The organism is Pseudooceanicola nanhaiensis (assembly GCF_020171315.1).
In the GTDB taxonomy this organism is placed as follows: Bacteria; Pseudomonadota; Alphaproteobacteria; order Rhodobacterales; family Rhodobacteraceae; genus Pseudooceanicola; species Pseudooceanicola nanhaiensis_A.
Genome location: NZ_JAIUZP010000004.1, coordinates 434,200 through 460,689, shown reverse-complemented (window position 1 = coordinate 460,689; position 26,490 = coordinate 434,200). Strand labels below are relative to the sequence as shown.

The following is a 26,490-nucleotide window of genomic DNA, read 5'->3' as shown; positions in this document are numbered from 1 at the left end:
CCACTGTTCCGAAATATCCTCGGGGGTGAATTGCGGGCAAAGCCCGCAAGAGGGGGCAGACAGCCCCCTCTCGCCGTCCCTGCGTCCCACGCAGGGGCAGGCCATGGGCTGCTCCGCCCAAACCGCGGGCGTCTTTGCCCCGCTCCCCCCATAGCGCGCCCGGATCCCTCCCGATCACTGGTCATCCCGCGACCTCCGGCACAGGGTGGCCTCAGCACCTGACAGGGTAGAGGACCCCCATGCCCCATCCCGACCACGCCACATTGCAGGGCAAGATCCAGACCGTCACCGGGCTGATCGCGCCGGAGGACCTCGGTCTCACCTTGATGCACGAACATCTCCTCTGGGACTTGCGCGCCCTCGATGACCGCGGGCCCGAGGCCGCCACGGGGCCTGAGCTTTCGCTCGCAACCTATTGGGATCAGCACACGTTCCGCCCGCGCACCAATGGCAACATGATGCAGCGCGACGTGGACGTGGCGATCGAGGAGGTCGGGCATTTCACCCGCGCGGGCGGCAGCGCCATCGTCGAGGTCACGATCGGTGACATCGGCCCGGACCCGGAGGGGCTCGTGAAGATCGCCCGGGCCACCGGCGCCCAGATCGTCATGGGCTGCGGTCACTACGTCCAGCGCTACCAGGACCCGACCAATGCCACCCGCGACATCGACAGTTTCGCCGCCGAGATGGTGGGCAACATCCGCGAGGGCACCTGGGGCACGGATGTCCGTGCTGGTATCCTGGGCGAGATCGGCTGTGGCGAACCCTGGACAGAGCAGGAGAAGCGCGTGCTGGCCGGTGCCGCCGTGGCCCAGCAGGAGACCGGGGCCGCGCTGACGATCCACCCCTCCCGCCACGGGGCCACGCCGCTGGAGATCCTAGCCCACGCTGTCGCCCATGGCGCCGATCCCACGCGGGTGATCATGGATCACATGGAGCGAACGCTCTTCGATCTCGACGATTTCCAGCGCCTGGCCGAGACCGGCTGCGTGCTGGAGTTCGACCTCTTCGGTTGGGAGACGGCCTATTACAACGGTCTCTCGGACATCGACCTGCCCAATGACGGCGGCCGGGTGCGGATCATCCGCGAGTTGATCGCGCACGGCCACGGCGACCAGATCGTGCTGAGCCATGATGTCTGCATGAAAACACGGATGCGCCGCTATGGCGGGCCGGGCTATGGCCATATCCCCGAGCGTGTCGTGCCCTTGATGCTGCGGCGCGGGATCACCCAGGCGCAGATCGACGCGATGCTGATCCACACGCCCCGGCGGCTGTTGACGATCGTCTGACCTCCTCGCTCCCTGCAAGCGCGCATGGCGCCGGTCCGCTCCGGCGCCCGTCGAGCTGCGCGTGTCACGCCCATCCTGAAATCGATGTCCTGAAAACGAAAAAACGGCGGTGCCAGGGAGGAGGAGAGGCACCGCCGTTCATTTTACGACATCCCAGGGAGGAGGAGAGGGACGTCGATCCGGTCAGGCCTTGCGGCCCTATGTGGGTTGCAGCGTCGGCGATGCCAGGGAGGAGGAGAGGCATCACCGACTGTGCAACGTAGCGCTCAGGGAGGAGGAGAGAGCGCTCCGTATTACTGTGGGGCACTTGGCCCCGAAGAGGTTGCAGTGTCGGCGATGCCAGGGAGGAGGAGAGGCATCACCGACTGTGCAACGTAGCGCTCAGGGAGGAGGAGAGAGCGCTCCGTATTCGTGTGGGGCACTTGGCCCCGAAGAGGTTGCAGTGTCGGTGATGCCAGGGAGGAGGAGAGGCATCACCGACTGTGCAACGTAGCGCTCAGGGAGGAGGAGAGAGCGCTCCGTATTCATGTGGGGCGCTTGGCCCCGAAGAGGTTGCAGCGTCGGCGATGCCAGGGAGGAGGAGAGGCATCACCGACTGTGCAACGTAGCGTCCAGGGAGGAGGAGAGGACGCTCCGTATTCGTGTGGGGCGCTTGGCCCCGAAAGGGTTGCAGCGCCGACGGTGCCAGGGAGGAGGAGAGGCACCGCCGACTTTGCAACGTCGCGCTCAGGGAGGAGGAGAGAGCGCGCCGTATTCCGTGGGGCGTTCAGCCCCGAAAATCTTTGGCAAGGAAGCGGCGGCGCCAGGGAGGAGGAGAGGCGCCGCCGTCTTGCCAACACCGGTCCAGGGAGGAGGAGAGGACCGGCGTATGTCTTGGGCCGTTCAGGCCCGGTATCTGGTGTGCGGTGGCGCCAGGGAGGAGGAGCGGCGCCACCGCAAGCTCACAGAAGACCCAGGGAGGAGGAGAGGGCCTTCTGATCTCTGAATTACATCGTCCGGTAGGCTTCCTCGTAGGCCACCGAGCGGATCATCGAACGGTTCATGCCGAGATCGCTGAGTTCGCGGTTCGACAGGGCGGACAGTTCCGACACGCAGCGGCGGAAGGTCCGGTAGCGGCGCAGACGGGTCGCAATGCCGTCCACCATGCGACCCAGCGGGCCGGTGGCGCCATCTGCGGTGCGGGTGCTGGTCATCGTGGTCATCGTCTTTGCCTTTCCAATCGCGCTGGCCTAAGTCTTCGCTTCGAGACGTCAGCGGCGCCGTTCGCTTCGTTGAGACCAACATAAGGAAATGCTGCAGTTGCACAATGGATGAAGCGGCAACGCTGCCATGCAGAAAATGCATATGCTGTACTGACCTAACGGCACTTGATTTTAAAGGGTTTTTTCTTCTTCACGGCCGGGCGGCGTAAAAATACATCGGCGACGGATGCAAGTTTTGGAAGGGTAGCGCGATGAGCATCACACGAGATGAAATTGTTAACGCCCTCGGGCGACTCCCTCTCCCGGACGGCGGGACGCTGGTGTCCCGGGATATGGTGCGGGCGCTGACCGTTGAGGCGGGCGTGGTCCGCTTCGTGATCGAGGCCCCTTCGGCCGAGGCCGCGCGGGCCATGGCGCCGCTGCGCGAGGCGGTCGAGGTGGCCCTGAAGCGGCTCGAGGGTGTGAAGGAGGTCTCTGTCGTCCTCACCGCGCCGACCGCGGAGGCAGGGCAGGCGTCGAAGCCCGCGCCCAGCCTCAAGATCGGCGGCCATCCCAAACCGCAGAGCGGGCCGATGAAGCCCTCGGGCGTGGATCGCATCCTGGCTGTCGCCTCGGGCAAGGGCGGCGTGGGCAAATCCACCGTCTCCTCCAACCTCGCGGTGGCGCTGGCGAAGCAGGGCCGCAAGGTCGGCCTGCTGGATGCAGATATATATGGTCCCTCGCAGCCCAAGATGATGGGCGTGAATCGGCGCCCGGCCTCGCCCGATGGCAAGACGATCGAACCGCTGCACGCCCATGGCGTCACGCTCATGTCCATCGGCTTCATGATGGAAGAGAACAAGGCCATCGTCTGGCGCGGTCCAATGCTGATGGGCGCGCTGCAACAGCTGATCTCGCAGGTGGCCTGGGGCGATCTCGACGTTCTTATTGTAGATCTGCCGCCGGGGACGGGTGACGTGCAGCTGACGCTCTGCCAGCGGACGGCGCTTTCCGGGGCGCTCGTCGTGTCGACGCCGCAGGACGTGGCGCTGCTGGATGCGATCAAGGCGATCGACATGTTCAACACCCTGAAGACGCCCGTGCTGGGGCTGGTGGAGAATATGTCGACCTTTATCTGTCCGCACTGCGGCGGCGAATCCCATCCCTTCGGGCATGGCGGCGTGGCCGCAGAGGCCCAGAAGATGGGGCTGCCCTTCCTTGGGTCGCTGCCGCTCGACCTCGACACGCGGCTGGCGGGCGACAGCGGCACGCCGATTGCTGCGGGCGATGGCCCCGTGGCCGAGGCCTTCGCGACGCTGGCCAAGCGGCTGGTCGACGGCGGGATGGCCTGACGCCCACGCCCCCGGCTGTCCCATCTTGTCCCACAAAGCCCCCGTCCGGACCGCCGGGCGGGGGCTTTCTTATGGGGGCCGCGTCCGAGTGGGGCCTCTTATAGAGTGTCTGCGCCCTGATCCGCGGGGCGCGGAGGGCGCGGTTCACATGAAATCCCATATCCGCCCACAGTCTCCCCGGCCGTGCCGGGCGCAGGGCCGCCGGGCTGTGTGTCGCTTGGCGGGGCGGGGTGGGACCTGATGGGATGGCGCCGCGCCTACGCCAGTTCTTCTGCGCGGGGGAGGGGCGCGCCCGCACCGATAGCCGTGCCGTCTGGCCTGCCGTCAACCCGGGACGCGGGCAGGGATGGGCACTGGATGGGATCGCATGGGACGGGGCATGGGATCGGGTGGGACGGGCTGGTCCTAAGGGTGTTTCCCGCGATTTCCCGTCGCTTCGCCCCGAAAACCCGGAGAACCCGCCGTCCAGACCCGCCGAAAGGGCCCGTTTGGGCCCGGCATGGGATTGCATGGGACAAACCATGGGATCTGATGGGACACAGCTGGTCCGATTTGGGTCCTGGGCGGTTTTTGGCTGGGACTCTCGCGCGATTCACGGCAGAACCCCCCTCAATCGCGCGGAATCACGGCGCCGTGATTCGTCACGATTCCCCGTGATTGGGGCCGCGCACCGCGAAAATGTTGAAGATCGGGTTGCTGCGTGCCCCGATTTTGCCCCTCATCCGAAAAAAAATCGCACTTCGACTGGGATCGCATGGGCCGTCATGGACCGGCCTCTGGGCCGCAATATGCGGTGGGTTTGTCGAAAATGCGCACAACATCGGCCACATTGTGGCGCGTCGGTGCAAGGCGGGCAGGGCGCGTCAGACCGGTTTGGCCCATCTTGGCCCAATTATTCCCCTTGATCGCCATGTGATCCCATGTCATCCCTTTCTCACGAGCAGAAGAAAGCGGAACTAAAGAAAAGGGTCAAAGAACCCTAACAAGACTTCCCAAGGCAGTGAGTAATACAGGCACCCCCCTTTCTTCGTAAAACCAAGGAGATCCGGCGCGCGAGCGAGCAGCATAACCCCCCCCAAGGAGCGCGCGCAGTCGGACGCACCCGGAGACGGGATGAGGGACGGCGGTTAGGACTATGGCAGCAGTCCTAACCGCCGTTTTTCGTTTCAAAGCATGCCGTCCGGGCAGGAAAACAGTCAAGGGGGGAACAGGATGAGGACCTCGGTCGAACGTGACCCGCAGGCGTTTCATAGGCGAAGAGCATCTCAAGGTGGATGCGAAGGGGCGGATGTCTATCCCGGCCCCGTTTCGTCGTGTGCTGGACGCGGGTGATCCCGACCGGGAAAGCGGCTCCATGCCGTCCATGGTCATCGTGCAGGAAGACACCCGCAAGGACTGCCTTCAGTGCTACACGGTCGAGGCCATGCAAGAGATCCAGGAGATGGTCGAAGAGATGCCCCTCGGCTCTGACGAGCAGAAGGTGATGGAGCAGATCTACTTCATGGGCGCGACCGAGCTGACCATCGACGACACGGGCCGCATCGTCCTCAGCGCCAAGCTGCGCGACAAGATCGGCGTCACGCCGAACTCCGAACTGGTGCTGGCGGGCGCGGGCAAGAACTTCCGCATCTGGCGCCCCGAGGCCTACCAGGCCGAGCAGGTGGATACGGTGAAGGAGTGGCTGGACGCACAGCCCAAGGACTTCGATCCGCGCAGCCTGCTTCAGGAAATGCAGAAACAGCGCCGGCAGCGAGACGCCGGCGGAGAGGCCTGATCCATGACCGGCGGTTCCAATGCCCCCTCCGCCCCCCACATTCCCGTCCTGCTGCGCCCGCTCCTGAAGGAAGTGGGCGAGGTCAGCGGCACGTGGATCGACGGCACGCTGGGGGCAGGGGGCTATACCCGCGGGTTGCTGGAGGCGGGCGCCGACCTCGTCATCGGGATCGATCAGGATCCGCTGGCCATCGGCATGGCGGCAGAGTGGGGTGCGCCCTACGGCGATCGGCTGATGGTCGTGCAGGACAATTTCGCCAACATGGATGACCACGCCGAGCAGGTGCAGGGCGTCGTGCTCGACCTTGGCGTGTCCTCGATGCAGCTCGATCTGGCCGAGCGCGGGTTTTCCTTCCTGCGCGACGGGCCGCTCGACATGCGGATGAGCCAGCAGGGGCTGACTGCCGCGGACATCGTGAACGGGGCCGAGGAAACGGATATCGCCGACATCCTCTTTCTCTATGGCGAGGAACGCGCCAGCCGCCGCATCGCCAAGAACATCGTGAAGGCCCGCGCCGCCGCGCCGTTCGAGACGACGCTGCAACTGGCCGAGGTGATCGAGAAGAGCCTGCCACGCCCCAAGCCCGGCCAGTCCCATCCCGCCACCCGCAGTTTTCAGGCGCTGCGCATTGCGGTGAACGATGAATACGGCGCCCTCGCCGCCGGGCTGGAGGCCGCCGAGCGCGTCCTCGCCCCGGGCGGCAAGCTGGCGGTCGTCACCTTCCACTCGGTCGAGGACCGGATGGTCAAACGCTTCTTCCAGCAGCGTGGCGGCAAGTCGGGATCGGCCAACCGTTTTGCGCCGCAGATGGAGCAGGAGGCCCCGGCCTTCCGTATCCTGACCCGCAAGGCGGCGGGCCCGGACGAGGAAGAGCTGGAACAGAACCCGCGGGCCCGCAGCGCCCGCCTGCGGGTGGGGGAACGGACCGATGCGCCGGCTGGCGCAGTGGACCGGGGCGCATTGGGAATGCCCGTGTTCAAGGGGAAACTGCCATGAGAACGATGCTTTACGTCCTCTCCGCCCTTGCCGTCATCGGCCTGGCCTTCTGGGCCTACCGCGAGAATTACACGACCCAGCAGGCGATCGAGGAGACCGAGGACCTGCAGGATGCCATCGGCAGCGCCCGGGCCAAGCTGAACGTGCTGAAGGCCGAATGGGCCTACCTGAACCGCCCCGACCGCCTGCGCGAGCTGGCCGAGATCAACTTCGAGCGGCTCGGCCTGCAGGCCCTCCGCCCCGACCAGTTCGGCCGCGTGGCCGAGGTCCGCTTCCGCAGCGCCGAAACCTCCCGCGCGCTTGCCGTGACCGGCGCGATCGACGTCTTCTCGGGGAATCTCAAAAGCGGGGGGCAGAAGCCATGATCCGCACGCCGCTCCGCCCGCTGGCCCGCATCCTCGACGCCCGTGCCAAGGGCGAGAACCCCGATGCCATCGAACGCGAGAACCTGCGCCTGCGCCACGAAGAGATGCGAGACCGCGCCCGTCAGCGGGCCGAACAGCGGCTTCTCGTGCTTGGGGCGGTCTTCTTCTGCGCCTTCGCGGTGGTGGGCTTCCGCATGGGCACGCTGGCCAATTCCGAACCGGAAGAGCCGCGCACCAGCGTGGCCGGTGCGGCGGTGGCGGCAGGGCGGGGCGATATCGTCGACCGCTCGGGCCGTCTGCTTGCGACCAACCTCGAAACCCACGCGCTCTACGTCCACCCGCACCAGCTGATCGACCCGGACCGCGCGGCCGACAAGCTGGTGGAGATCTTCCCCGATCTCGATGGTGACTACCTCAAGCGCACCTTCCATTCCGATGCCAAGTTCCGCTGGCTCAAGCGCCGGATCAGCCCCGAGCAGCAGCAGGCCGTCATGGACATCGGTGAGCCGGGCCTTCTGTTCGGCCGACGCGAGATGCGGCTCTATCCGAATGGGCCGGTGGCCTCGCATATCCTCGGCGGCGCGGCCTTCGACAACGAGGGCGTGACCAGTGCCGATATCTACGGTGTGGCCGGGGTCGAGGCGCGGTTCAACGACTACCTTTCCGATCCCCAGAACGCCGATCACCCGCTGCAACTGTCCATCGACCTGACGATTCAGGCGGCGGTGGAACAGGTGCTCGACAGCGGCATCAAGCTGATGAGCGCCAAGGGCGGCACCGCGATCCTGATGGACGTTCACACCGGCGAGGTCATCGCCGAGGCCTCTCTGCCCGACTTTGACCCCAACGACCGCCCGCCGCCTCCGACCGAGGGCCACCCCGAGGACAGCGTGCTCTTCAACCGGGGCGTGCAGGGGCGCTACGAACTGGGCTCCACCTTCAAGATCTTCGCCGTGGCGCAGGCGCTGGAGCTGGGTCTCGTGACGCCGGACACCAAGATCGACGTGCGCGCGCCGATCCGCTGGGGCCGGTTCACGATCAACGATGACCACAAGTACGAGCCGGACATGTCCGTGACCCGGATCATCGCCAAAAGCTCGAACATCGGCACCGCGCGGATCGCCCAGATGATCGGCCCGGAACGGCAGCAGGCCTTCCTGACCTCGCTGGGGCTGACCACGCCCACCTCCTTCGAACTGCCCGACGCCAAGATCGCCGCCCCGCTGCTGCCGCAGCGCTGGAGCGAGCTGTCGATGATGACGATCTCCTTTGGTCATGGCCTCGCCGCCAGCCCGCTGCACCTTGCGGCGGCCTATTCCACCATCGCCAACGGGGGCACGCAGATCCGGCCCACGCTGCTCCGCAAGGACGGCCCCCAGCATGGCACGCGGGTGATCTCGCAGCGCACCGCCGATCGGGCGCTCAGCATGCTGCGGCAGGTGGTCACCGACGGCACCGCCTCCATGGCCGAGGTCGAAGGCTACCGCGTGGCAGGCAAGACCGGCACCGCCGACAAGGCCAAGCCCACGGGCGGCTACTACGACGACCGGGTGATCGCGACCTTCGCGGGCGTCTTCCCCTCCGACGCGCCGAAATACGTGCTGATCACCACGCTGGACGAGCCCTCCGAAACGTCGGGCCCGATGCCGCGCCGCACCGCGGGCTGGACCGCCGTGCCGACCGCCGCCGAGATCATCCGCCGCGTGGCGCCGCTGCTGGGGCTTCGCCCCAAGATTGAACCTGTCCAGCTGGTTGATGTAAGCCTGTCGGCGAACTGAGCCGCTGTGCGGCGCCCCCCGTGAGGGGGCCCGCATGCGCAGTCAAAAGCCGGGAAAGGGCAGAGCATGGCCGAGAGGCAGGGCAAGTCATTGGCGGAACTCGGGCTGCGGGCCCGCGGTGGCGCGAATCCCGTGATCACCGGCCTCTCTGTCGACAGCCGCCGAGTCGCCCCGGGGCATCTCTTCGCGGCGCTGCCGGGGGTGCAGGTGCATGGCGCGAAATTCATCGCACAGGTGATCGAGGCCGGGGCAACGGTCGTGCTGACCGATGCCGAGGGCTACGCCATGGCCCGCGAGTTGATCGACGGCAACGGGCTGGCCGTGGTGGTGGCCGAGGACCCGCGGCAGGTGCTGGCCTATGCCGCGGCACTCTGGACCGGGGCGCAGCCCAAGGTCATGGCCGCTGTTACCGGCACAAACGGCAAGACCTCCGTCGCGACCTTCACCCGCCAGATCTGGATGGCGATGGGGCTTCAGGGCTGCAACATCGGCACCACGGGTGTCGAGGGCGCCTTCTCCGCGCCCTCTGCACATACCACGCCCGAGCCGATCACCCTGCACGCCCTTCTGGGCCGCGCGGCAGAGGCCGGCGTCACCCATGCGGTGATGGAGGCGTCTTCCCACGGGCTGGCACAGCGCCGGCTGGACGGGGTCCAGCTGATGGCGGCGGCCTTCACGAACATCACGCAGGATCACCTCGACTATCACCCGGATTTCGACAGCTACATGGATGCCAAGGCCGGGCTCTTCGAACGGGTGCTGCCGCCGGATGGCGCCGCGGTGATCAACATCGACGGCCACGGCGGCGAGGAGATGGCGGCGCGCGCCCTGTCGCGGGGCCAGAGGGTGCTGGCCGTGGGCCGCAGCCCGCAGGCGGACCTGCGCATCCTCGCGCAGCGCTACGATCCGGCCTCGCAGGTGCTGCGCTTCTCCTTCGAGGGGGCGGAACATCAGGTGACCCTGCCGCTGATCGGCGGCTTCCAGGCCGAGAACGTGCTGGTTGCGGCGGGCCTTGCCATCGGCTGCGGCGCCGCGCCGGAGCAGGTCTTCCGCGTCCTGCCGGAGCTGGAGACGGTCCGGGGCCGGATGCAACTGGCCGCCGCGCGAGAGAACGGCGGCACGGTCTTCGTCGATTATGCCCATACGCCCGATGCGATCGCGACCGCGCTCAAGGCGCTGCGCCCGCATGTGATGGGCCGCCTGATCGCCGTGATCGGCGCGGGCGGTGACCGGGACCGCACCAAGCGGCCCCTGATGGGGCAGGCGGCGGCGCTGAATGCGGATGTGGTCTTTGTCACCGACGACAATCCCCGGTCCGAGGATCCGGCAGCGATCCGGGCGCAGGTCATGGGCGGCTGCCCCGGGGCGACCGAGGTCGCCGACCGGGCCGAGGCGATCCTGCGCGGCGTCGATGCCCTTGGCCCGGGCGACGCGCTGCTGATCGCGGGCAAGGGGCATGAGACCGGCCAGACCATCGGCGATACGGTCTTCCCCTTCGATGACGTGGAACAGGCCAGCGTCGCCGTCTCGGCGCTGGACGGCGGCCGGGTATGAGCCTCTGGCCCGCCAGCGAGGCCGCCGAGGCCACCGGCGGGCGCGTCTGCGGGGCCTGGCAGGCCGCGGGCCTGTCGATCGACCCGGAAACCCTGCGCGCGGGCGATCTCTACCTCGCCCTGCATGAACCCCGGATGGACGCGCAGGGCCGGGTGTTCGACGGCGATTCCGAAGAGGCGCTGCGCCTCGCCCTCTCCAATGGTGCCGTGGCCGCGATGATCGCCGAGGCGCCCGCGGCGGACCTGCCAGCTGACCTTGCCGCGGCGCTGCCGCTGCTGGTGGTCCGGGACGTGATCGGCGGGCTCTTCGCGCTTGCACGGGCTGCAAGGGCGCGCTCCCGCGCGCGGCTGGTGGCGGTGACCGGGGCGGTGGGCAAATCCACGACGCTGGGGATGCTCTCGCTGGTGCTCGGCCATCAGGGCACCGTCTTTGCGGTGGAAAGCGAACGCGCGGCGGTCAATGGCGGGGCCGCGCTGATCCGCGCGCTGCTCAGCCTGGCCCATATGCCCCGCGACACGGATTTCGCGCTGCTGGAGATCGACCCGGACGATCCCGCCCGCGCCGCCGCGCTGTCGGGGCTGGCGCGGCCCGACCTGCTGGTGATCACCACGATCCGCGGGGCCCAGACCCAGGCCGACAGCCACGACCTGCCCGAGACGACGGCGCTTGGCGCGCTCGGCCCCGGCACGGCGGCGATCTTCAGCGGGGACCTGCCGCAGGCCCGCGCCCTGCGCGAACGCCTGAAGGAACAGGGCGCCCGCGCCCTGACCTTCGGCGAGGGGCCGGGCAACCATCACCGGCTGCTGCGCACCCAGCTGACCGAGGAGGCCACGATCTGCGAGGCCCGGGCCTGGCGTGCGAGGCTACTCTACAAGATTTCCGCGCCGGGCCGGCATTATGCCCGCGACGGGCTGGCGGTGCTGCTGACGGCCTTCGCGCTGAACCTCGACCGCGCCGTGGCGGTGAGCGACCTTGGCCGCTGGACCCCGCCGCCGGGCAAGGGCCTGCGCGAGCGCCGCCTGCTCGACGTGCTGAACGAGGCGGTCTCCTTCGACCTGATCGACGACGCGGGCATGGCCGATGCGGACAGCATGGCGGCCGCGCTCGACGTTCTGGCGGCGGCCCATCCGCGCAATCACCTCGGCCGGTTCTCGCGCGGGCGGCGCATCGCCATCCTCGGCGGGCTGGAGGATGTCGTACCGGGGGCCGAGGACCTCGCGCAGGATCAACTCGCCGATCTGCCCGCCATGGAGGCGGTGGACCTTGTCCACTGCGTCGGCCGGGCGACGGAACATCTCTACCATCGGCTGCCCTACGGGCGCCGCGGCCGCCATGTGGAAACCGCCGCGGAACTGGCCAAACAGGCCCGTCGGCTGGTTGACGCCGGTGACGTGGTGCTGGTGAAGGGCTCTGCCGACAGCCGGGTCAGCCTCGTGGTTGACGCCATGCGTAAATTGGGCCATCCGGCAGCCCAACAATGAAAGAGGCCAACTCCCCATGCTTTATTGGCTGACAGCCCTCTCCGACGGGGGCGACGTCTTCAACCTGTTCCGCTACATCACCTTCCGTGCGGGCGGGGCCTTCATGACGGCGCTGATCTTCGGCTTCCTCTTCGGGCGTCCGCTGATCGACGTGCTGCGCCGCAAGCAGGGCAAGGGCCAGCCGATCCGCAGTGACGGCCCCGAGGGGCATTTCGTCAAGGCGGGCACCCCCACCATGGGCGGGCTGCTGATCGTGGGCGCGCTGCTGACCTCGACGCTCCTCTGGGCGCGGCTCGACAATCCCTTCGTGTGGCTGGTGCTCTTCGTCACGCTCTCCTACGGCCTCGTCGGCTTCTGGGATGACTACGCCAAGGTGTCCAAGCAGAACACTGCGGGCGTTTCCGGCAAGGCGCGCCTCGCCATCGGCTTTGTCATCGCGGGCATCGCGGCCGTCTGGGCGACGTGGTTCCATCCCGCTGAACTGCAAGGGGAACTGGCGCTGCCGATCTTCAAGGACGTGCTGATCCACCTCGGCATCTTCTTCGTGCCCTTCGCCATGTTCGTGATCGTGGGCGCCGCCAACGCGGTGAACCTGACCGATGGCCTCGACGGGCTGGCCATCATGCCGGTGATGATCGCGGCCTCGGCGCTCGGCGTCATCGCCTATACCGTGGGCCGGGTCGACTTCTCGGATTACCTCGGCCTGCACTACGTTCCCGGCACCGGCGAGATCCTCGTCTTCGTGGCAGGCCTCGTGGGCGGGGGGCTCGGCTTCCTGTGGTACAACGCGCCGCCCGCCGCCGTCTTCATGGGCGACACCGGCTCGCTGGCCCTCGGCGGCGCCATCGGTGCCATCGCGGTCGCCACCAAGCACGAGATCGTCCTCGGCATCGTCGGCGGCCTCTTCGTGGTCGAGGCGCTCTCGGTCATCATTCAGGTGCTCTACTTCAAGCGCACCGGTAAGCGGGTCTTCCTGATGGCGCCGATCCACCACCACTACGAGAAGAAGGGCTGGGCCGAGCCGCAGATCGTGATCCGCTTCTGGATCATCTCGCTGATCCTCGCCATGGTCGGCCTCGCCACGCTGAAACTGCGCTGAACGGAGGCAGGACATGATCCCGGTTCAAGGTTACGAAGGTCTCACCGTGGGCGTTCTTGGACTGGGGCGCTCCGGCCTCGCCACCGCCCGCGCCCTTGCCGCGGGCGGCGCGATCCCGCTCTGCTGGGACGACAACCCCGCCGCCCGCGAGAAGGCCGAGGCCGAAGGCTTCGCCGTCGCGGACCTGACCCGCGAAATGGGCAGCCTCGCCACGCTCGTCGTCTCGCCCGGGATTCCGCATCTCTACCCCAAGCCGAACCCGGTGATCGCCGCCGCCTACGAGGCGGGCGTGCCTGTGGACAATGACATCGGCCTCTTCTTCCGCTCGCTGGGGCAGGGGGAGTGGATGATGCACGACACGCCGCCCAAGGTGATCGCGATCACCGGCTCGAACGGCAAGTCCACCACCACCGCGCTGATCCACCATATCCTCGAACATGCGGGCCGCGAGGCGCAGCTGGCGGGCAACATCGGCCGTGGCGTGCTGGACATCGACCCGCCGGGCGATGGTGGCGTCGTGGTGCTGGAGCTCTCCTCCTACCAGACCGACCTTGCCCGCGCGCTGACGCCCGACGTGGCGGTCTTCACCAACTTCTCGCCCGATCACCTCGACCGGCACGGCGGCATCGGCGGCTATTTCGCCGCCAAGCGCCGTCTCTTCGCCGAGGGCGGGCCGGACCGCGCCATCATCGGTGTGGACGAGGCCGAGGGCCTCTACCTCGCCGACCAGCTTGCCGTGGCGCCCGCCGATGACCGGGTGATCCGCATCTCCTCGGCGCGCAAGCTGACCGGGCCGGGCTGGCAGGTCTTCGCGCGCAAGGGCTTCCTGTCGGAATACCGCAAGGGCAAGCAGGTCGCCTCCATCGACCTGCGCGAGGTCAAGGGCCTGCCCGGGGCGCACAACCACCAGAACGCCTGCGCGGCCTTCGCCGCCTGCCGGACCCTGGGCCTGTCGCCGCGCCTGATCGAGGAGGCCTTCGCCAGCTTCGGCGGCCTGCCGCACCGCTCGCAGCGCATCGCCGAGAAGGACGGCGTGGCCTATGTGAACGACAGCAAGGCCACCAATGTGGACAGTGCCGCCAAGGCGCTTCAGGCCTTCCACAACATCCGCTGGATCTGTGGCGGTCTGGAGAAGGAAGGCGGCCTTGGCCCGCTGCTGCCGCACACCGGCTCGGTCTCCAAGGCCTATGTCATCGGGCGCGAGGCGGCCAATTTCGCCATCCAGCTGACCGGCATCGAGGCCGAGGTCTGCACCGACATGGAAACCGCCGTGGCCCGCGCCATGGCCGAGGCCCAGCCGGGCGACACCGTGCTGCTGGCCCCGGCCTGCGCCTCCTTCGACCAGTACGACAGCTTCGAGAAACGCGGCGAGGATTTCACCAATCGCGTGCTGGCCGCGCTCGGCTGACCGCCGGCTCCCTTGAACCCGCCTCCGGGCGGGTCTAGGACTCGCGCCAACCCTCAACGCAACGGAGCCCCCATGCCGCGCATCCTCTTTGCCGCCGGTGACAGCCGCTGGCCGACCTACGAAGCCCCCCTGAAAGCCGCCCTTGCCGAAAAGGGGATCGAGGCCGAGATCGCGCTGGAGATGGCGCCCGAGACCGTCGATTACATCATCTACGCGCCGGGCAGCCCGCTGCAGGATTTTACCCCCTTCACCAACTGCAAGGCGGTGATGAACATCTGGGCGGGGGTCGAGGCGATCGTGGGCAATCCCACCCTGACCCAGCCGCTGACCCGGATGGTCGATCACGGGCTGAAACAGGGGATGCTGGAATGGGTCGTGGGGCAGGTCATGCGCCATCACCTCGGCCTCGACATCCACATCACCACGCAGGATGGCGTCTGGCGCCATGACACCACCGTGCCGCCGCTGGCCGAGGACCGCCCGGTCACCATGCTGGGCCTTGGCGAACTGGGCATGGCCGCCGGCGAGGCGCTCGCCCGCATCGGCTTCCCGGTCACCGGCTGGAGCCGCAGCCCGAAGGAAAGCGACCTGATCACCACGCTGCACGGGGCGGAGGGGCTGAAACAGGCGCTCTCCACCGCGCAGATCGTCGTGCTTCTGGTGCCCTTCACCCCCCAGACCGAGAACCTGCTGAACGCCGAGACGCTGGCCCTGCTGCCCGAGGGCGCGGTGATCCTGAACCCCGGCCGCGGCCCGCTCATCGACGACAGCGCCCTGCTGGCCGCCCTCGACAGCGGTCAGGTCAGCCACGCTACGCTCGACGTCTTCCGGACCGAGCCGCTGCCCGAAGATCACGCCTACTGGGCGCATCCCAAGGTCACCGTCTCGCCGCATATCGCCTCGGAAACCCGCGCCTCCACCGCGGCGCAGGTGCTGGCCGAGAACATCCGCCGCGGCGAGGCGGGCGAACCCTTCCGCTTCCAGGTGGATCGCTCGCGCGGCTACTGACCAACACGCGGGGACAGCCCCGCGTTTCCCCCCGCGCGATGCGCCGGACCAGATGACGCCAACCCAGGCTTCATTTCTGTTTCCCAAATATCCTCGGGGGGAGGGGCCGCAGGCCCCGGGGGGCAGACAGCCCCCTGCACCGGATCAAGGGCGCGGGACATGCGGGGTGGCTTGCCCCGCTCCCGCGCCCTACCTATAAGCGGCGCGAGGCCAAGGAGAGCACGCTATGACCTTCCGGCAGGACCACCTTCTGGGTATCGAGCCCCTGGCTCAGGATGAAATCCTCTCCATTCTCGATCTGGCGGACGATTACGTCGCCCTCAGCCGCTCGCGCGAGAAACACGCCGATGCGCTGCGCGGGCTGACCCAGATCAACATGTTCTTCGAGAATTCCACCCGCACTCAGTCCAGCTTCGAGCTGGCGGGCAAGCGGCTTGGGGCGGACGTGATGAACATGTCGATGCAGGCCAGCTCGATCAAGAAGGGCGAGACGCTGATCGACACGGCGCTGACGCTCAACGCCATGCGGCCCGACCTGCTGGTGGTGCGCCATCCCCATTCCGGTGCCGTGGACCTGCTGGCGCAGAAGGTGAACTGCGCCGTGCTGAACGCGGGCGACGGGCGCCATGAGCACCCAACGCAGGCGCTGCTGGACGCGCTGACGATCCGCCGCGCCAAGGGCCGACTGCACCGGCTCAACATCGCGATCTGCGGCGACATCGCCCACAGCCGCGTGGCACGCTCGAACCTGATCCTGCTGGGCAAGATGGAAAACCGCCTGCGCCTGATCGGCCCGCCGACCCTGATGCCCGCCGGCATGTCCGAGTTCGGCTGCGAGGTCTACGAGGACATGGAAGAGGGCCTCAAGGACGTGGATGTCGTCATGATGCTGCGCCTCCAGAAGGAGCGCATGGACGGCGGCTTCATCCCCTCGGAGCGCGAGTATTACCACCGCTACGGCCTCGACGCCGAGAAGCTGGCCTTTGCCAAGCCCGATGCCATCGTCATGCACCCCGGCCCGATGAACCGCGGGGTCGAGATCGACGGCACCATCGCCGACGACATCAACCGCTCAGTCATCCAGGAACAGGTGGAGATGGGCGTGGCCGTGCGCATGGCCGCCATGGACCTGCTGGCCCGCAACCTGCGCGCCAAGCGCGAGGCCGCGGCCTGATGGCACGCGGCCCGGGCACCAGGCATCGTGCCACCGGCGACGGGTGGGACGGGATTCTGGCCCCGGGCGAAAAGATCCTGTGGCAGGGCCGCCCCGGCAAGGGGGCATGGATCACCAGCGGCCGCGTCTTCAAGGCGATCTTCGGCGCGATCTTTGCAGGATTCGCGGCGGTCTGGATGATCCTCGCGGCGCAGGCGGGCGGCTTCTTCTGGGCCTTCGGGCTGATCCACTTCTCGGTCGGGCTCATGGCCATGGGGGGCGCGCTCTTCGGCCCCGAACTGCTGCGCCGCTACAGCTGGTACACGCTGACCGACCGGCGCGCCTTCATCGCCACCGACTATCCGGTGATAGGTCGTCAGCTGATCTCCTACCCCGTGGGTCCGGGCAGCTACCTGCGGCGCAGCCATGACGACCCCGATGCCGTCTACCTCGCGCAGCGCGAGACCAAGCGCAGCCGCGGCCACCGCAAGGAGGGCGAGACGGTCCAGCACTGGAGCACCTTCTCCGAGATCGGCTTCGAGAACCTGACGCCCGCCGAGGCGGACAGGGTGCACCGGCTGGCCCGCGCTCTCGTGCATCCGCCCGAAACGACTTCCGGACCTGACGTGGAAAGGACCTTCGCATGACGATCCCCGCCGGACCCTATGACACCGTGCACGTCTTTGCCGCCGACCTCGACGACGGCGCGTTCTGGGATTTCCTCCAGCCCGAGCCCGAGACCGGCCACTGGGAGCTGCCGAGGGCCCTCGGCGTACCCGCGCTGGAGGCCAGCCACGTGGACGGCACCGATGTGTCGGACCTCGACGGCATCGGCCTCTCGGCCTTTCTCATCGAGGGGCAGGGCGTCGATCCCGCAGCCCTTGCGCCCGACCGCGCGCGTCTCGATGCGCTCACCGGCCATGTGGTCATCCTGCGCCCCGGTGCGCTGCCCGAGGGGACCGAGACCCTCGACCCGCGCCCGCCGCTGCGCCACATCGGCAGCTATGCGCTGCCCGAGGCCCCGGTCACCATCGAGCCCCTGACCGCCGTCACGGCGGAGGGCGACATGGGCCCGCCGCCGCCCAGTGAAATCCCCGCCGAGGCGCCGCGCTTCCCGCGCAGCTACGGCTGGATCCTCGCCGTTCTCGTCCTGATCGTCCTCTTGGTCGGAGTCTTCCTGTGATCACCTTCCGAAATGCCCGCCTGATCGACCCTGAAAACGGGGAGGAGCGCCAGGGCGACCTCCACGTCGTCGATGGCCTGATCTCCGACACGCCCGCGCCGGGGGCGCAGGTGATCGACTGCAACGGTGCCTGCCTCGCGCCCGGCATCGTCGATATCGGCGTGAAGGTCTGCGAACCGGGCGAACGCCACAAGGAAAGTTTCCGCTCTGCCGGGCTGGCGGCGGCGGCGGGCGGGGTGACCACGATGGTCACGCGGCCCGACACCAACCCCGCCATCGACAGCCCCGAGACGCTGGAATTCGTCACCCGCCGCGCGCGGGAGGTGAGCCCGGTGCGCGTGCTGCCCATGGCCGCCCTGACCAAGGGCCGCGCCGGGCGCGAGATGACCGAGATCGGCTTCCTGCTGGATGCGGGCGCCGTGGCCTTCACCGATTGCGACCACGTGGTCGAGAACACCAAGGTCGCGCAGCGCTGCTTCATGTATGCCCGTTCGCTCGGCGCGCTGGTGATCGGCCACGTGCAGGAGCCGGGCCTCTCCAAGGGCGCCGCCGCCACCTCGGGCAAGTTCGCCTCGCTGCGCGGCCTGCCCTGGGTCTCGCCCATGGCCGAGCGGATGGGGATCGACCGTGACATCGCGCTGATCGAGATGACCGGCGTGCGCTACCACATCGACCAGGTGACCACCGCGCGGGCGCTGCCGGCGCTGGAACGGGCCAAGGCCAACGGGCTGGACATCACCGCGGGCGTCTCGATCCACCACCTGACGCTGAACGAGCTGGACGTGGCCGACTACCGCACCTTCTTCAAGGTCAAGCCGCCGCTGCGCGCGGAGGAGGACCGCAAGGCCGTGGTCGCCGCCGTGGCCTCGGGGCTGATCGACATCATCTCCTCCATGCACACGCCGCAGGACGAGGAAAGCAAGCGCCTACCCTTCGAGGAGGCGGCCTCGGGCGCGGTAGGGCTGGAGACGCTGCTGCCGGCGGCGCTGCGGCTCTACCATGCGGGCGAGATGGACCTGCCGACGCTCTTCCGCGCGCTGTCGCTGAACCCGGCCAGGCGGCTGGGTCTGGGGCAGGGGCGGCTGAGCGCGGGCGCGCCCGCCGACCTCGTTCTCTTCGATCCGGATGCGCCCTTCGTGCTGGACCGGTTCAAGCTGAACTCTAAATCCAAGAACACGCCTTTCGACGGCGCCCGGATGCAGGGCCGCGTGCGCGGCACCTGGGTCGGCGGGGCGCGGGTCTTCGGAGACAGCTGACATGCCGGTCCTCACCTCCGCCCCCACCGTGCTGATCCTCTGGGCCGTGCTCGGCTACCTGCTGGGCTCGATCCCCTTCGGCGTCCTGCTGACCAAGGCCTTCGGCCTGGGCGACCTGCGCAAGGTCGGCTCGGGCAATATCGGGGCCACCAACGTGCTGCGCACCGGCAACAAGGGGGCCGCCGCGCTGACGCTGCTTCTGGACGGGGGCAAGGGCGCCGTGGCGGTGCTGCTGGCGCGTGCCCTCGCCGGGCCCGACGCGGCGCAGCTTGCAGGCTTGATGGCCTTCCTCGGCCACTGCTTCCCGGTCTGGCTGGGCTTTCGCGGCGGCAAGGGCGTGGCGACCTATATCGGTCTGCTGCTGGCGCTCTACTGGCCCGCGGGGCTGATGGCCTGCGCGACATGGCTGGCGGTGGCGCTGGTGCTGCGGATCTCCTCGCTCTCGGCCCTCGTGGCCGCGTTGCTGGGGCCGCTCTGGGTCTGGCTGCTGGGGGCGCCGCAGATGATTGTGCTTGTCGCCGCACTGGGGGTGCTGATCTTCATCCGGCACCACCAGAACATCGCCCGTATCCTCGCCGGAACCGAACCGAAGATCGGCAAGAAGAGATAGGCCGGCCAACAGGTCCGAAACAGAAAACCCCGCGGCAGTCACCGCGGGGTTTTTCCTTGTCCGGAGCTGAAAGGCGAAGCGGGCACCCTGCTTCATCTTTCCCCAAATACTCACATCCGACGGCGCCTCAGCGCGGGCGGTGGATATGGGCCGACTGCACCAGGCCGAAGGCCGCCAGCAGCACGATCATCGCCGAGCCGCCGTAGCTCACCAGCGGCAGCGGCACGCCCACAACGGGGGCGAGGCCCATCACCATCGACATGTTCACCGCGAAGAACAGGAAGAAGGTCGTGGTGACGCCGAAGATCAGCAGCGAGGAATAGCGGTCCTTGTTCGCCATCGCGGAAGAGATGCAGAACAGCAGGATCAGCGCGTAGAGGATCAGAAGCGACGCCCCGCCGACGAAACCGAATTCCTCGGCCAGCGTGGTGAAGATGAAGTCGGTGTGCTTCTCCGGCAGGAAGTTCAGCCGCGACTGGGTGCCCTGCATGTAGCCGCGCCCGGCCCATCCGCCCGAGCCGAGCGCGATCTTGGACTGGGTGATGTGGTAGCCCGCACCAAGCGGATCGTTCGAGGGATCGAGGAAGGTGTCGATCCGGCGGAACTGGTAGTCCTTGATCAGCTGCCACGAGGTGCCGCGCGACTGGAAGACCGTGGCGACCAGCCCGATGGCCGCCCCGATGACCACGGCGAAATAGCCCCAGTGGACGCCCGCGAGGAACATCACCGCCCCCCCGCCCGCCATCAGCAGGACGGCGGTGCCGAGGTCGGGCTGCTTCAGCACGAGGTAGGTGGGCACGAGGATCATCAGCACCGGCACCAGCACCCAGAGCGGGTGGGAGACCTTGCGCGTGGGCAGCCAGTCGTAATAGGCGGCCAGCAGCATCACGAGGGCGATCTTCATCAGCTCCGACGGCTGCAGCCGCATGAAGCCGATGTCGATCCAGCGCTGTGCGCCCATGCCGACGGTGCCGAAGAACTCCACGAAGATCAGCAGCACCAGCGTGCCCGCATAGGCCACGCCCGAGAGGTTGCGCCAGAACCAGATCGGCACCATGCCGATGACGAACATTGCCACCATGCCGAGGGCAAAGCGCTTCATCTGCGGTTCGGCCCAAGGATTGAACGAGCCGCCGGCGACCGAGTAGAGCATCAGGAAGCCGACCGAGGCGACCGCCGTCAGCAGCAGGGCCAGCGGCCAGTTCACGTAGAAGATCTTGCGCAGCCCCGAGGGGACCGTCTTGACCGTATACTCTAGGTAGCTCATGCGCGGGACTTCCGTTCCGTGATCTCGGGCGGGCGCATCTCGCGCAGGCGTTCCTGCTGGGCGCTGATCTTCTCACGGTCCTTGGCGGGGTAAATGTCGAGCGGCGGGTCGCCCTCGAAGAGCGCCTGCATCGCCACGTCCCGCGCGATGGGGGCCGCCACGGACGAGCCGCCGCCGCCATGTTCCACCACCACCGCAACGGCGACCTTGGGGTCGTTGAAGGGCGCGAAGTTGACGAAGAGCGCATGGTCGCGCCGGTTCCACGGCAGGTCCGCGTTCGAGGTCACCCCGGCGCGCCGTTCGGCGGCGGTGATGTTGCGCACCTGGCTGGTGCCGGACTTGCCCGCAAGGCGGATCGTCTCGGAGATGATGCGGCTGCCATAACCGGTGCCGCGCCGGTCGTTCGACACGGCGTACATCCCCTTGCGCACGAGGCGCAGGTGGTTCTCGTTGATGCCGAGCGGCACGTCACCCAGCACCGGCTGCTCGACCCCGTTGATGCTCTTGATCAGGCGCGGCTCCAGCGACTTGCCGGAGGCGATCCGGGCGGTCATCAGCGCCAGCTGCATCGGCGAGGCCAGAACGTAGCCCTGACCGATCGAGGCGTTCACGCTGTCGCCGATGCGCCATTCCTCGCCGCGGACCTCGCGCTTCCACGCCTTCGTGGGCATCAGGCCCTGTGCCACTGCCGACATCGGCAGGTCATGGCGCACGCCGAGGCCCAGACGGTTCGCCATGTCCGAGATCTTCTCGATCCCGATCCGCATGGCGAGTTCGTAGAAATAGACGTCGCAGCTTTCGCGCAGCGCCCCTTCGAGGTTCAGATGCCCGTGGCCGCCACGTTTCCAGCAGTGGAAGCGGCGCCCCGACACGTCGAGGTGGCCGGGGCAGTAGAAGGTGCTCTCGGGGCCGATCTCACCGGATTCCAGCCCGGCAAGGCCCACCACCATCTTGAAGGTGGAGCCGGGCGGATAGGTGCCCTGCACGGTCTTGGAGGCGAGCGGGCGGTGATCGTTCTCCGTCAGCGTGCGGTAATCGGCAACCGAGATGCCGCGCACGAAGAGGTTGGGGTCAAACGCCGGGGCCGAGCCGATGCCCAGCAGGTCGCCGGTTTTGCAGTCCACCACAACGGCGGCGGCACTCTCGTTCCCCAGTCGGGCGAGGATGTAGTTCTGCAGCCGGTGGTCGATGGACAGCTGGAGGTTCGCCCCGGCCTCGCCCTCGCGCCGCGACAACTCGCGCATGACGCGGCCCACGGCGTTGACCTCGACCCGCCGGGCGCCGGCCTTGCCGCGCAGCTGGTCCTCCATCTTGGATTCCAGCCCGACCTTGCCGATCTGGAACCGCGGGATGCGCAGCAGCTGGTCCGGGTCCTCGATCCGCTCGAGGTCGTAATCCGACACCGGACCGACGTAGCCCACCACATGGGCGAAGTCTTCCTTCAACGGGTAGGAGCGCGACAGGCCGACCTCGGGCGTGATGCCGGGCAGGGCAGGGGCGTTGACCGCGACCTTGGAGACGTCTTCCCATGTCACCCGGTCCGCCAGCGTGATCGGCAGGAAGGGGGCCGAGCGTTTCATCTCGGCCAGGGCGCGCTCCAGTTCGGCCGGGTCCAGCGGCACCAGCTCCTTCAGCCGGGCGATGACCTCGTCGACGTCGCCCGCGTCCTCGCGCACGATGGTGATCCGGTAGGCCGGTTCGTTGCTGGCGATCGGCACGCCCATGCGGTCAAAGATCTCGCCCCGCGCGGGCGGGATCAGGCGGATGTTGATCCGGTTTTCCTCGGCCAGCAGGCGGAACTGGTCCGCCTGATCGACCTGCATGTAGCGCATCCGCAGGGCCAAAAGGCCCATGAAGCCGGCCTGCATCCCGCCAAGGATCAGGCCGCGGCGGGTGAACTTGCCCTTCGAGGTGGCGGTGTCGCGGGGATTGCGAGGCGGCCGGGCCATGTCAGCGGAACTCCAGCGTGTCGGTATCGCCCGGTCCCTGCTTGCGCAGTCCCAGCAGGGCCTGCAGCAGAAGCACGACGACCGGGTAGGCGAGGATCGTGGCAAGCGCACGGATGGCGGTCATGGTCAGCGGCGGCGTGTCGATCAGGAAGAGCGCCAGCGACAGCCGGAAGCCCCCCAGCACCAGCACCACGCCGAGGCCCGCCGCCAGCCATTCCACCGGGAAGGGCAGCTCGCGCAGGCCGCGGGCGCGGTACTTGAGGTATTCGCAAGCCAGCACGGTCACCGCGGCCATCAGGCCGGGCGGGCGCTGGAATAGGAGGTCGGCCATGAAGACCACGATGCCCACCAGCAGCGGCGGCGCATAGTCGGGCCGCCGAAGGGTGAAGGCGATGCAGAGCACGATAATCAGGTCCGGCCCGGCCCATTTGCGTGGCAGGGTCTCCAGCGGCATCAGGTTGAAGAGCATCACGACAAGGGCCAGCAGCACGAAGACCGCCCGCATCACCCAGAGGCGGGAGGCCGGGGTGATCGTGACCTCAGCCATCGGGGGTCTCCGCCGTGGTGGCGGCTTCCTCGGCCATGTCTCCGGGCAGCAGCGGGCCCACGATCCCGCCGGGATCGCGCAGCGGGTCAGAGCCGAGGTGGCGCAGCACGCGCAGGAATTCCAGCCGCTCGTAATCGGCGGCAAGGCGCACGCGCAGGCGCCCGCCCGGGTCCTCGGCCACCTGGCCGACCAGCAGCCCGGCCGGGAACACCCCGCCATCGCCCGAGCTGATCACCCGGTCACCGGGGCGGACGAGGTCCTTGTCCTCGAGGAAGTCGATATGCGGCGCGATCGTGTTGTCGCCCATCAGCATGGCGTGCTGGCCCGAGGGCTGCACCGTCACCGGCACCCGCGAGGAGGTGTCGGTCAGCAGAACGACCCGCGAGGTGGCGCTGCCCACGCCGCTGATCCGACCGACGAGGCCGATGCCGTCCATCGCGGCCCAGCCGTCGACGATGCCGTCGCGAGCGCCCACGTTCAGCAGCACGGACTGCCGGAAAGGGGAGCCGCTGTCGGCCATGACGACGCCGGTGATATAGGTCAGGCGGGGATCGAGGCGGACGTTGTTCAGGTCCAGAAGGCGGGCGTTCTCCTGCTCCAGCTGGAGCGCGGCCTCTTTCCACGCCTTCATCTGCTGCAACTCGCGCCGCAGCTCCTGGTTCTGTTCGTGGATACGCCGGTAGGACTGGAAATCCCGCAGGATGTTCACACTCGCCGTGACGGGCGCCATGGCCCAGTCGAAGGAGGGAACGACGGTGTCGACGACCTGCGCGCGGAACCGTTCCACGCGCGGGCTGTCGATCCGCCAGACGAGGAAGACCGCGATCAGGCAGAGCACCACGACGCTGGCGAGCAGGCGCCGCAGCGGGGTGACATAATCCTCGTCTTGCCGGTTTCTGGCCAAGGGACCCTCTCCCGATACCTAGAGGCGGGCCGCCGCGTCTGCGGTGGGGCAGCGCGACCGCCCCACCAGCGTGGGCAGATCAGCTGTCGTAGTCAATCGCGTGGCGGAGTTGCTTTTCGTACTCCAGCGCCTTGCCGGTGCCAAGCGCCACGCAGTTCAAGCTTTCGTCAGCGATGGAGACGGCCAGGCCGGTCTGCTCGCGCAGGGCCAGGTCCAGATCGCCCAGCAGGGCACCGCCGCCGGTCAGCATGACGCCGCGGTCGACGATGTCTGCCGCCAGATCCGGGGGCGTGGCTTCCAGCGCGGTCATCACCGCTTCGCAGATCTGCTGCACCGGTTCGCTCAGCGCCTCGGCCACCTGGGCCTGGGTGATCTCGGTTTCCTTGGGCACGCCGTTCAGCAGGTCGCGGCCGCGGATGATCAGCGAGGCGCCGCGCCCGTCGTCGGGCATCCGGGCGGTCCCGATGGAGGTCTTGATGCGCTCGGCGGTCGATTCGCCCACCAGAAGGTTCTGCTGGCGCCGCAGGTAGGAGATGATCGCCTCGTCCATCCGGTCACCGCCGACGCGGACCGACCGGGCATAGACGATATCGCCCAGCGACAGAACGGCCACTTCGGTGGTGCCGCCGCCGATGTCGACGACCATGTTGCCGGTGGGATCGGTGATCGGCATGCCGGCCCCGATGGCCGCGGCGATCGGCTCGGCGATCAGGCCCGCGCGGCGTGCGCCGGCGGAAAGCACCGATTGGCGGATCGCACGTTTCTCGACCGGCGTGGCGCCATGGGGCACGCAGACGATGATCTTCGGCTTCGAGAAGGTCGAGCGCTTGTGCACTTTGCGGATGAAATGCTTGATCATTTCCTCCGCCACGTCGAAGTCCGCGATGACGCCTTCGCGCATCGGGCGGATCGCCTCGATCGAACCGGGCGTCCGGCCCAGCATCAGCTTCGCGTCCTCGCCCACGGCAAGCACTTTCTTGACGCCGTCCTTGACGTGGTAGGCCACCACCGAAGGTTCCGAGAGGATGACACCCCGGCCTTTCACATAAACAAGCGTGTTGGCGGTTCCGAGGTCAATCGCCATGTCCGACGAAAAGAGCCCCGGCATCGTGTCAAAAATTCCCATGATGTCCTGCTGCTGTCCCGCATAACCCCAAGCCCCCGCGACTCTGCCGAGCGAGGGGCCGTGGGCCCTTATAGGAAAAGGCTCTGCGCAGGAAAAGGGCCATGCCGGGGGCGATGGGCGCTATTCCGCTTTTCTGCGAACACGGATATGAGAGCGCCATGCTGTCGTACCAACACGCCTATCACGCGGGCAATCCCGCAGACGTTCACAAGCACGCCCTGCTGGCGTCGGTGCTGTCCTATCTCTGCGCGAAGGACAAACCGCTGAGCTATATGGAAACCCATTCCGGCCGGGCGCTTTACCGGCTCGACGGGGCCGAGGCGCTGAAGACCGGCGAGGCCGCGCAGGGCGTGGGCCGTCTGCTCGAAAAACTGCCCGCCAGCCATCCCTACCTGCGCGCGCTCGCCGCGGTCCGCAGCGCCGAAGGGCCGCAGGCCTATCCCGGTTCGCCCCGGATCGCGGCGGAATTCCTGCGCCCGGACGACCGGATGCACCTGGCAGAGCTGCACCCGCAGGAGTTCGAGGCCCTGCGCACCGCCATGAAGGGCAGGGGGGCCAAGCTGCACCGGCAGGACGGCTTCGAGATGGCGCTGTCCGTCGCCCCGCCGGAGCCCCGCCGTGGCCTGCTGCTGATCGACCCCAGCTGGGAGGTGAAGTCGGATTACACCAGCCTGCCCTTCTTCCTGTCCAAGCTGCACCGGATCTGGAACGTGGGCGTGGTGCTGCTCTGGTACCCGATCCTGCGCGACGCGGTCCACCTGCCGATGCTGCGCGCGATCGAGGCGCAAAACTTCCCCGGCGCGATCCGCCACGAGGTCCGCTTCCCCCCGGTGCGCGAGGGGCACCGCATGGTGGGCTCGGGCATGTTCGTGATCAACGCGCCCTGGGGCACGGAGACGGCGCTGAAGGACATCGACCGGCTGTTCTGACCCCATCCACTGTTCCGAAATATCCTCGGGGGAGGGCCGCAGGCCCGGGGGCAGACAGCCCCCACCGCGGCCTGCATCCCCACGTCCCTGGCGACGGTCGCGTCCCCATCCCCCCGCGGCCAAGAATTTTAAGGAAAATTCTTGCGAAAAGTCTTGTTTCTAGACTTTTCAGCGCTGCCCGCGAAGGCTGCGCAACGGGGCGAGCGACACGCGCCCGATCCGGTCCGGACGGTGCGAGGCGGCAGGGACCACCTCACATCGGGTCGGTCAGCCAGGTG

General features: G+C 68.0%; 23 protein-coding genes. 17 read left to right on the top strand and 6 right to left on the bottom strand.

Features of this window, described 5'->3' with window-relative positions:
* Positions 1-239: 239 nt before the first annotated feature.
* Positions 240-1,292, top strand: a complete 1,053-nt coding sequence (locus LCM32_RS07030; protein WP_224820339.1) for a phosphotriesterase — start codon at positions 240-242, stop codon at positions 1,290-1,292.
* A 986-nt stretch (positions 1,293-2,278) separates the two neighbouring features.
* Here the strand turns inward: LCM32_RS07030 and LCM32_RS07025 are convergent.
* Positions 2,279-2,494, bottom strand: a complete 216-nt coding sequence (locus tag LCM32_RS07025; RefSeq protein ID WP_224820338.1) for a DUF1127 domain-containing protein — start codon at positions 2,492-2,494, stop codon at positions 2,279-2,281.
* A gap of 251 nt (positions 2,495-2,745) precedes the next feature.
* Between LCM32_RS07025 and LCM32_RS07020 the strand changes: the two genes are divergently transcribed.
* The 15 genes from LCM32_RS07020 to plsY all read left to right on the top strand — a co-directional run bounded on the left by LCM32_RS07020 (position 2,746) and on the right by plsY (position 19,490).
* On the top strand, positions 2,746-3,825 hold the full coding sequence (locus LCM32_RS07020; RefSeq protein WP_224820337.1) for an Mrp/NBP35 family ATP-binding protein: 1,080 nt from the start codon (positions 2,746-2,748) through the stop codon (positions 3,823-3,825).
* Positions 3,826-5,056: 1,231 nt separating this feature from the next.
* Positions 5,057-5,599, top strand: a complete 543-nt coding sequence (mraZ, locus tag LCM32_RS07015; RefSeq protein WP_224820336.1) for a division/cell wall cluster transcriptional repressor MraZ — start codon at positions 5,057-5,059, stop codon at positions 5,597-5,599.
* A gap of 3 nt (positions 5,600-5,602) precedes the next feature.
* Positions 5,603-6,595, top strand: coding sequence for a 16S rRNA (cytosine(1402)-N(4))-methyltransferase RsmH (gene rsmH, locus LCM32_RS07010; RefSeq protein WP_224820335.1), 993 nt, complete (start codon positions 5,603-5,605; stop codon positions 6,593-6,595).
* Complete coding sequence (locus LCM32_RS07005) at positions 6,592-6,960, top strand: cell division protein FtsL (protein ID WP_224820334.1); 369 nt, start codon at positions 6,592-6,594, stop codon at positions 6,958-6,960. The genes rsmH and LCM32_RS07005 overlap by 4 nt, the downstream gene beginning before the upstream one ends.
* Positions 6,957-8,738, top strand: a complete 1,782-nt coding sequence (locus LCM32_RS07000; protein ID WP_224820333.1) for a peptidoglycan D,D-transpeptidase FtsI family protein — start codon at positions 6,957-6,959, stop codon at positions 8,736-8,738. Before LCM32_RS07005 ends, LCM32_RS07000 begins: the two co-directional genes overlap by 4 nt.
* Positions 8,739-8,804: 66 nt before the next feature.
* Positions 8,805-10,292, top strand: coding sequence for a UDP-N-acetylmuramoyl-L-alanyl-D-glutamate--2,6-diaminopimelate ligase (locus tag LCM32_RS06995; RefSeq protein ID WP_224820332.1), 1,488 nt, complete (start codon positions 8,805-8,807; stop codon positions 10,290-10,292).
* Positions 10,289-11,773, top strand: coding sequence for a Mur ligase family protein (locus LCM32_RS06990; protein WP_224820331.1), 1,485 nt, complete (start codon positions 10,289-10,291; stop codon positions 11,771-11,773). Before LCM32_RS06995 ends, LCM32_RS06990 begins: the two co-directional genes overlap by 4 nt.
* 16 nt (positions 11,774-11,789) lie before the next feature.
* Positions 11,790-12,872, top strand: a complete 1,083-nt coding sequence (gene mraY, locus LCM32_RS06985) for a phospho-N-acetylmuramoyl-pentapeptide-transferase (protein WP_224820330.1) — start codon at positions 11,790-11,792, stop codon at positions 12,870-12,872.
* A 13-nt stretch (positions 12,873-12,885) separates the two neighbouring features.
* The gene (gene murD / locus LCM32_RS06980; protein ID WP_224820329.1) at positions 12,886-14,280 is read left to right on the top strand and encodes a UDP-N-acetylmuramoyl-L-alanine--D-glutamate ligase; all 1,395 of its coding nucleotides are present in this window, start codon (positions 12,886-12,888) and stop codon (positions 14,278-14,280) included.
* A 72-nt stretch (positions 14,281-14,352) separates the two neighbouring features.
* On the top strand, positions 14,353-15,288 hold the full coding sequence (locus LCM32_RS06975) for a 2-hydroxyacid dehydrogenase (RefSeq protein ID WP_224820328.1): 936 nt from the start codon (positions 14,353-14,355) through the stop codon (positions 15,286-15,288).
* A 226-nt stretch (positions 15,289-15,514) separates the two neighbouring features.
* Complete coding sequence (locus LCM32_RS06970; protein ID WP_222489248.1) at positions 15,515-16,462, top strand: aspartate carbamoyltransferase catalytic subunit; 948 nt, start codon at positions 15,515-15,517, stop codon at positions 16,460-16,462.
* Positions 16,462-17,088 (top strand): aspartate carbamoyltransferase catalytic subunit, encoded by a 627-nt coding sequence (locus LCM32_RS06965; protein WP_224820327.1) that lies wholly within the window; start codon positions 16,462-16,464, stop codon positions 17,086-17,088. The genes LCM32_RS06970 and LCM32_RS06965 overlap by 1 nt, the downstream gene beginning before the upstream one ends.
* Entirely contained in the window at positions 17,085-17,624 is a 540-nt protein-coding gene (locus LCM32_RS06960; protein ID WP_224820326.1) for a hypothetical protein, read from the top strand. The genes LCM32_RS06965 and LCM32_RS06960 overlap by 4 nt, the downstream gene beginning before the upstream one ends.
* The gene (gene pyrC / locus LCM32_RS06955; RefSeq protein ID WP_224820325.1) at positions 17,621-18,880 is read left to right on the top strand and encodes a dihydroorotase; all 1,260 of its coding nucleotides are present in this window, start codon (positions 17,621-17,623) and stop codon (positions 18,878-18,880) included. Before LCM32_RS06960 ends, pyrC begins: the two co-directional genes overlap by 4 nt.
* A 1-nt stretch (position 18,881) precedes the next feature.
* Positions 18,882-19,490, top strand: coding sequence for a glycerol-3-phosphate 1-O-acyltransferase PlsY (gene plsY, locus LCM32_RS06950; protein WP_224820324.1), 609 nt, complete (start codon positions 18,882-18,884; stop codon positions 19,488-19,490).
* 127 nt (positions 19,491-19,617) lie between these two features.
* On the opposite strand, the gene rodA is transcribed toward plsY, so the two are convergent.
* From rodA to LCM32_RS06925, 5 genes are all read right to left on the bottom strand, one after another.
* On the bottom strand, positions 19,618-20,757 hold the full coding sequence (gene rodA, locus LCM32_RS06945) for a rod shape-determining protein RodA (protein WP_224820323.1): 1,140 nt from the start codon (positions 20,755-20,757) through the stop codon (positions 19,618-19,620).
* The gene (gene mrdA, locus LCM32_RS06940; protein WP_224820322.1) at positions 20,754-22,706 is read right to left on the bottom strand and encodes a penicillin-binding protein 2; all 1,953 of its coding nucleotides are present in this window, start codon (positions 22,704-22,706) and stop codon (positions 20,754-20,756) included. The genes rodA and mrdA overlap by 4 nt, the downstream gene beginning before the upstream one ends.
* A 1-nt stretch (position 22,707) precedes the next feature.
* On the bottom strand, positions 22,708-23,253 hold the full coding sequence (locus LCM32_RS06935; protein WP_224820321.1) for a rod shape-determining protein MreD: 546 nt from the start codon (positions 23,251-23,253) through the stop codon (positions 22,708-22,710).
* Positions 23,246-24,157 carry a rod shape-determining protein MreC gene (gene mreC, locus LCM32_RS06930; protein ID WP_224820320.1) on the bottom strand — a complete coding sequence of 304 codons (912 nt, stop codon included), beginning with the start codon at positions 24,155-24,157 and terminating at the stop codon, positions 23,246-23,248. The genes LCM32_RS06935 and mreC overlap by 8 nt, the downstream gene beginning before the upstream one ends.
* Before the next feature lie 79 nt (positions 24,158-24,236).
* Positions 24,237-25,283, bottom strand: a complete 1,047-nt coding sequence (locus LCM32_RS06925; protein WP_318246181.1) for a rod shape-determining protein — start codon at positions 25,281-25,283, stop codon at positions 24,237-24,239.
* 158 nt (positions 25,284-25,441) lie between these two features.
* Here LCM32_RS06925 and LCM32_RS06920 point away from each other — a divergent pair, with 158 nt between their 5' ends.
* Positions 25,442-26,212: a 23S rRNA (adenine(2030)-N(6))-methyltransferase RlmJ gene (locus LCM32_RS06920; protein ID WP_224820319.1), complete on the top strand. Its 771-nt coding sequence runs from the start codon at positions 25,442-25,444 to the stop codon at positions 26,210-26,212.
* Positions 26,213-26,490: the final 278 nt, after the last annotated feature.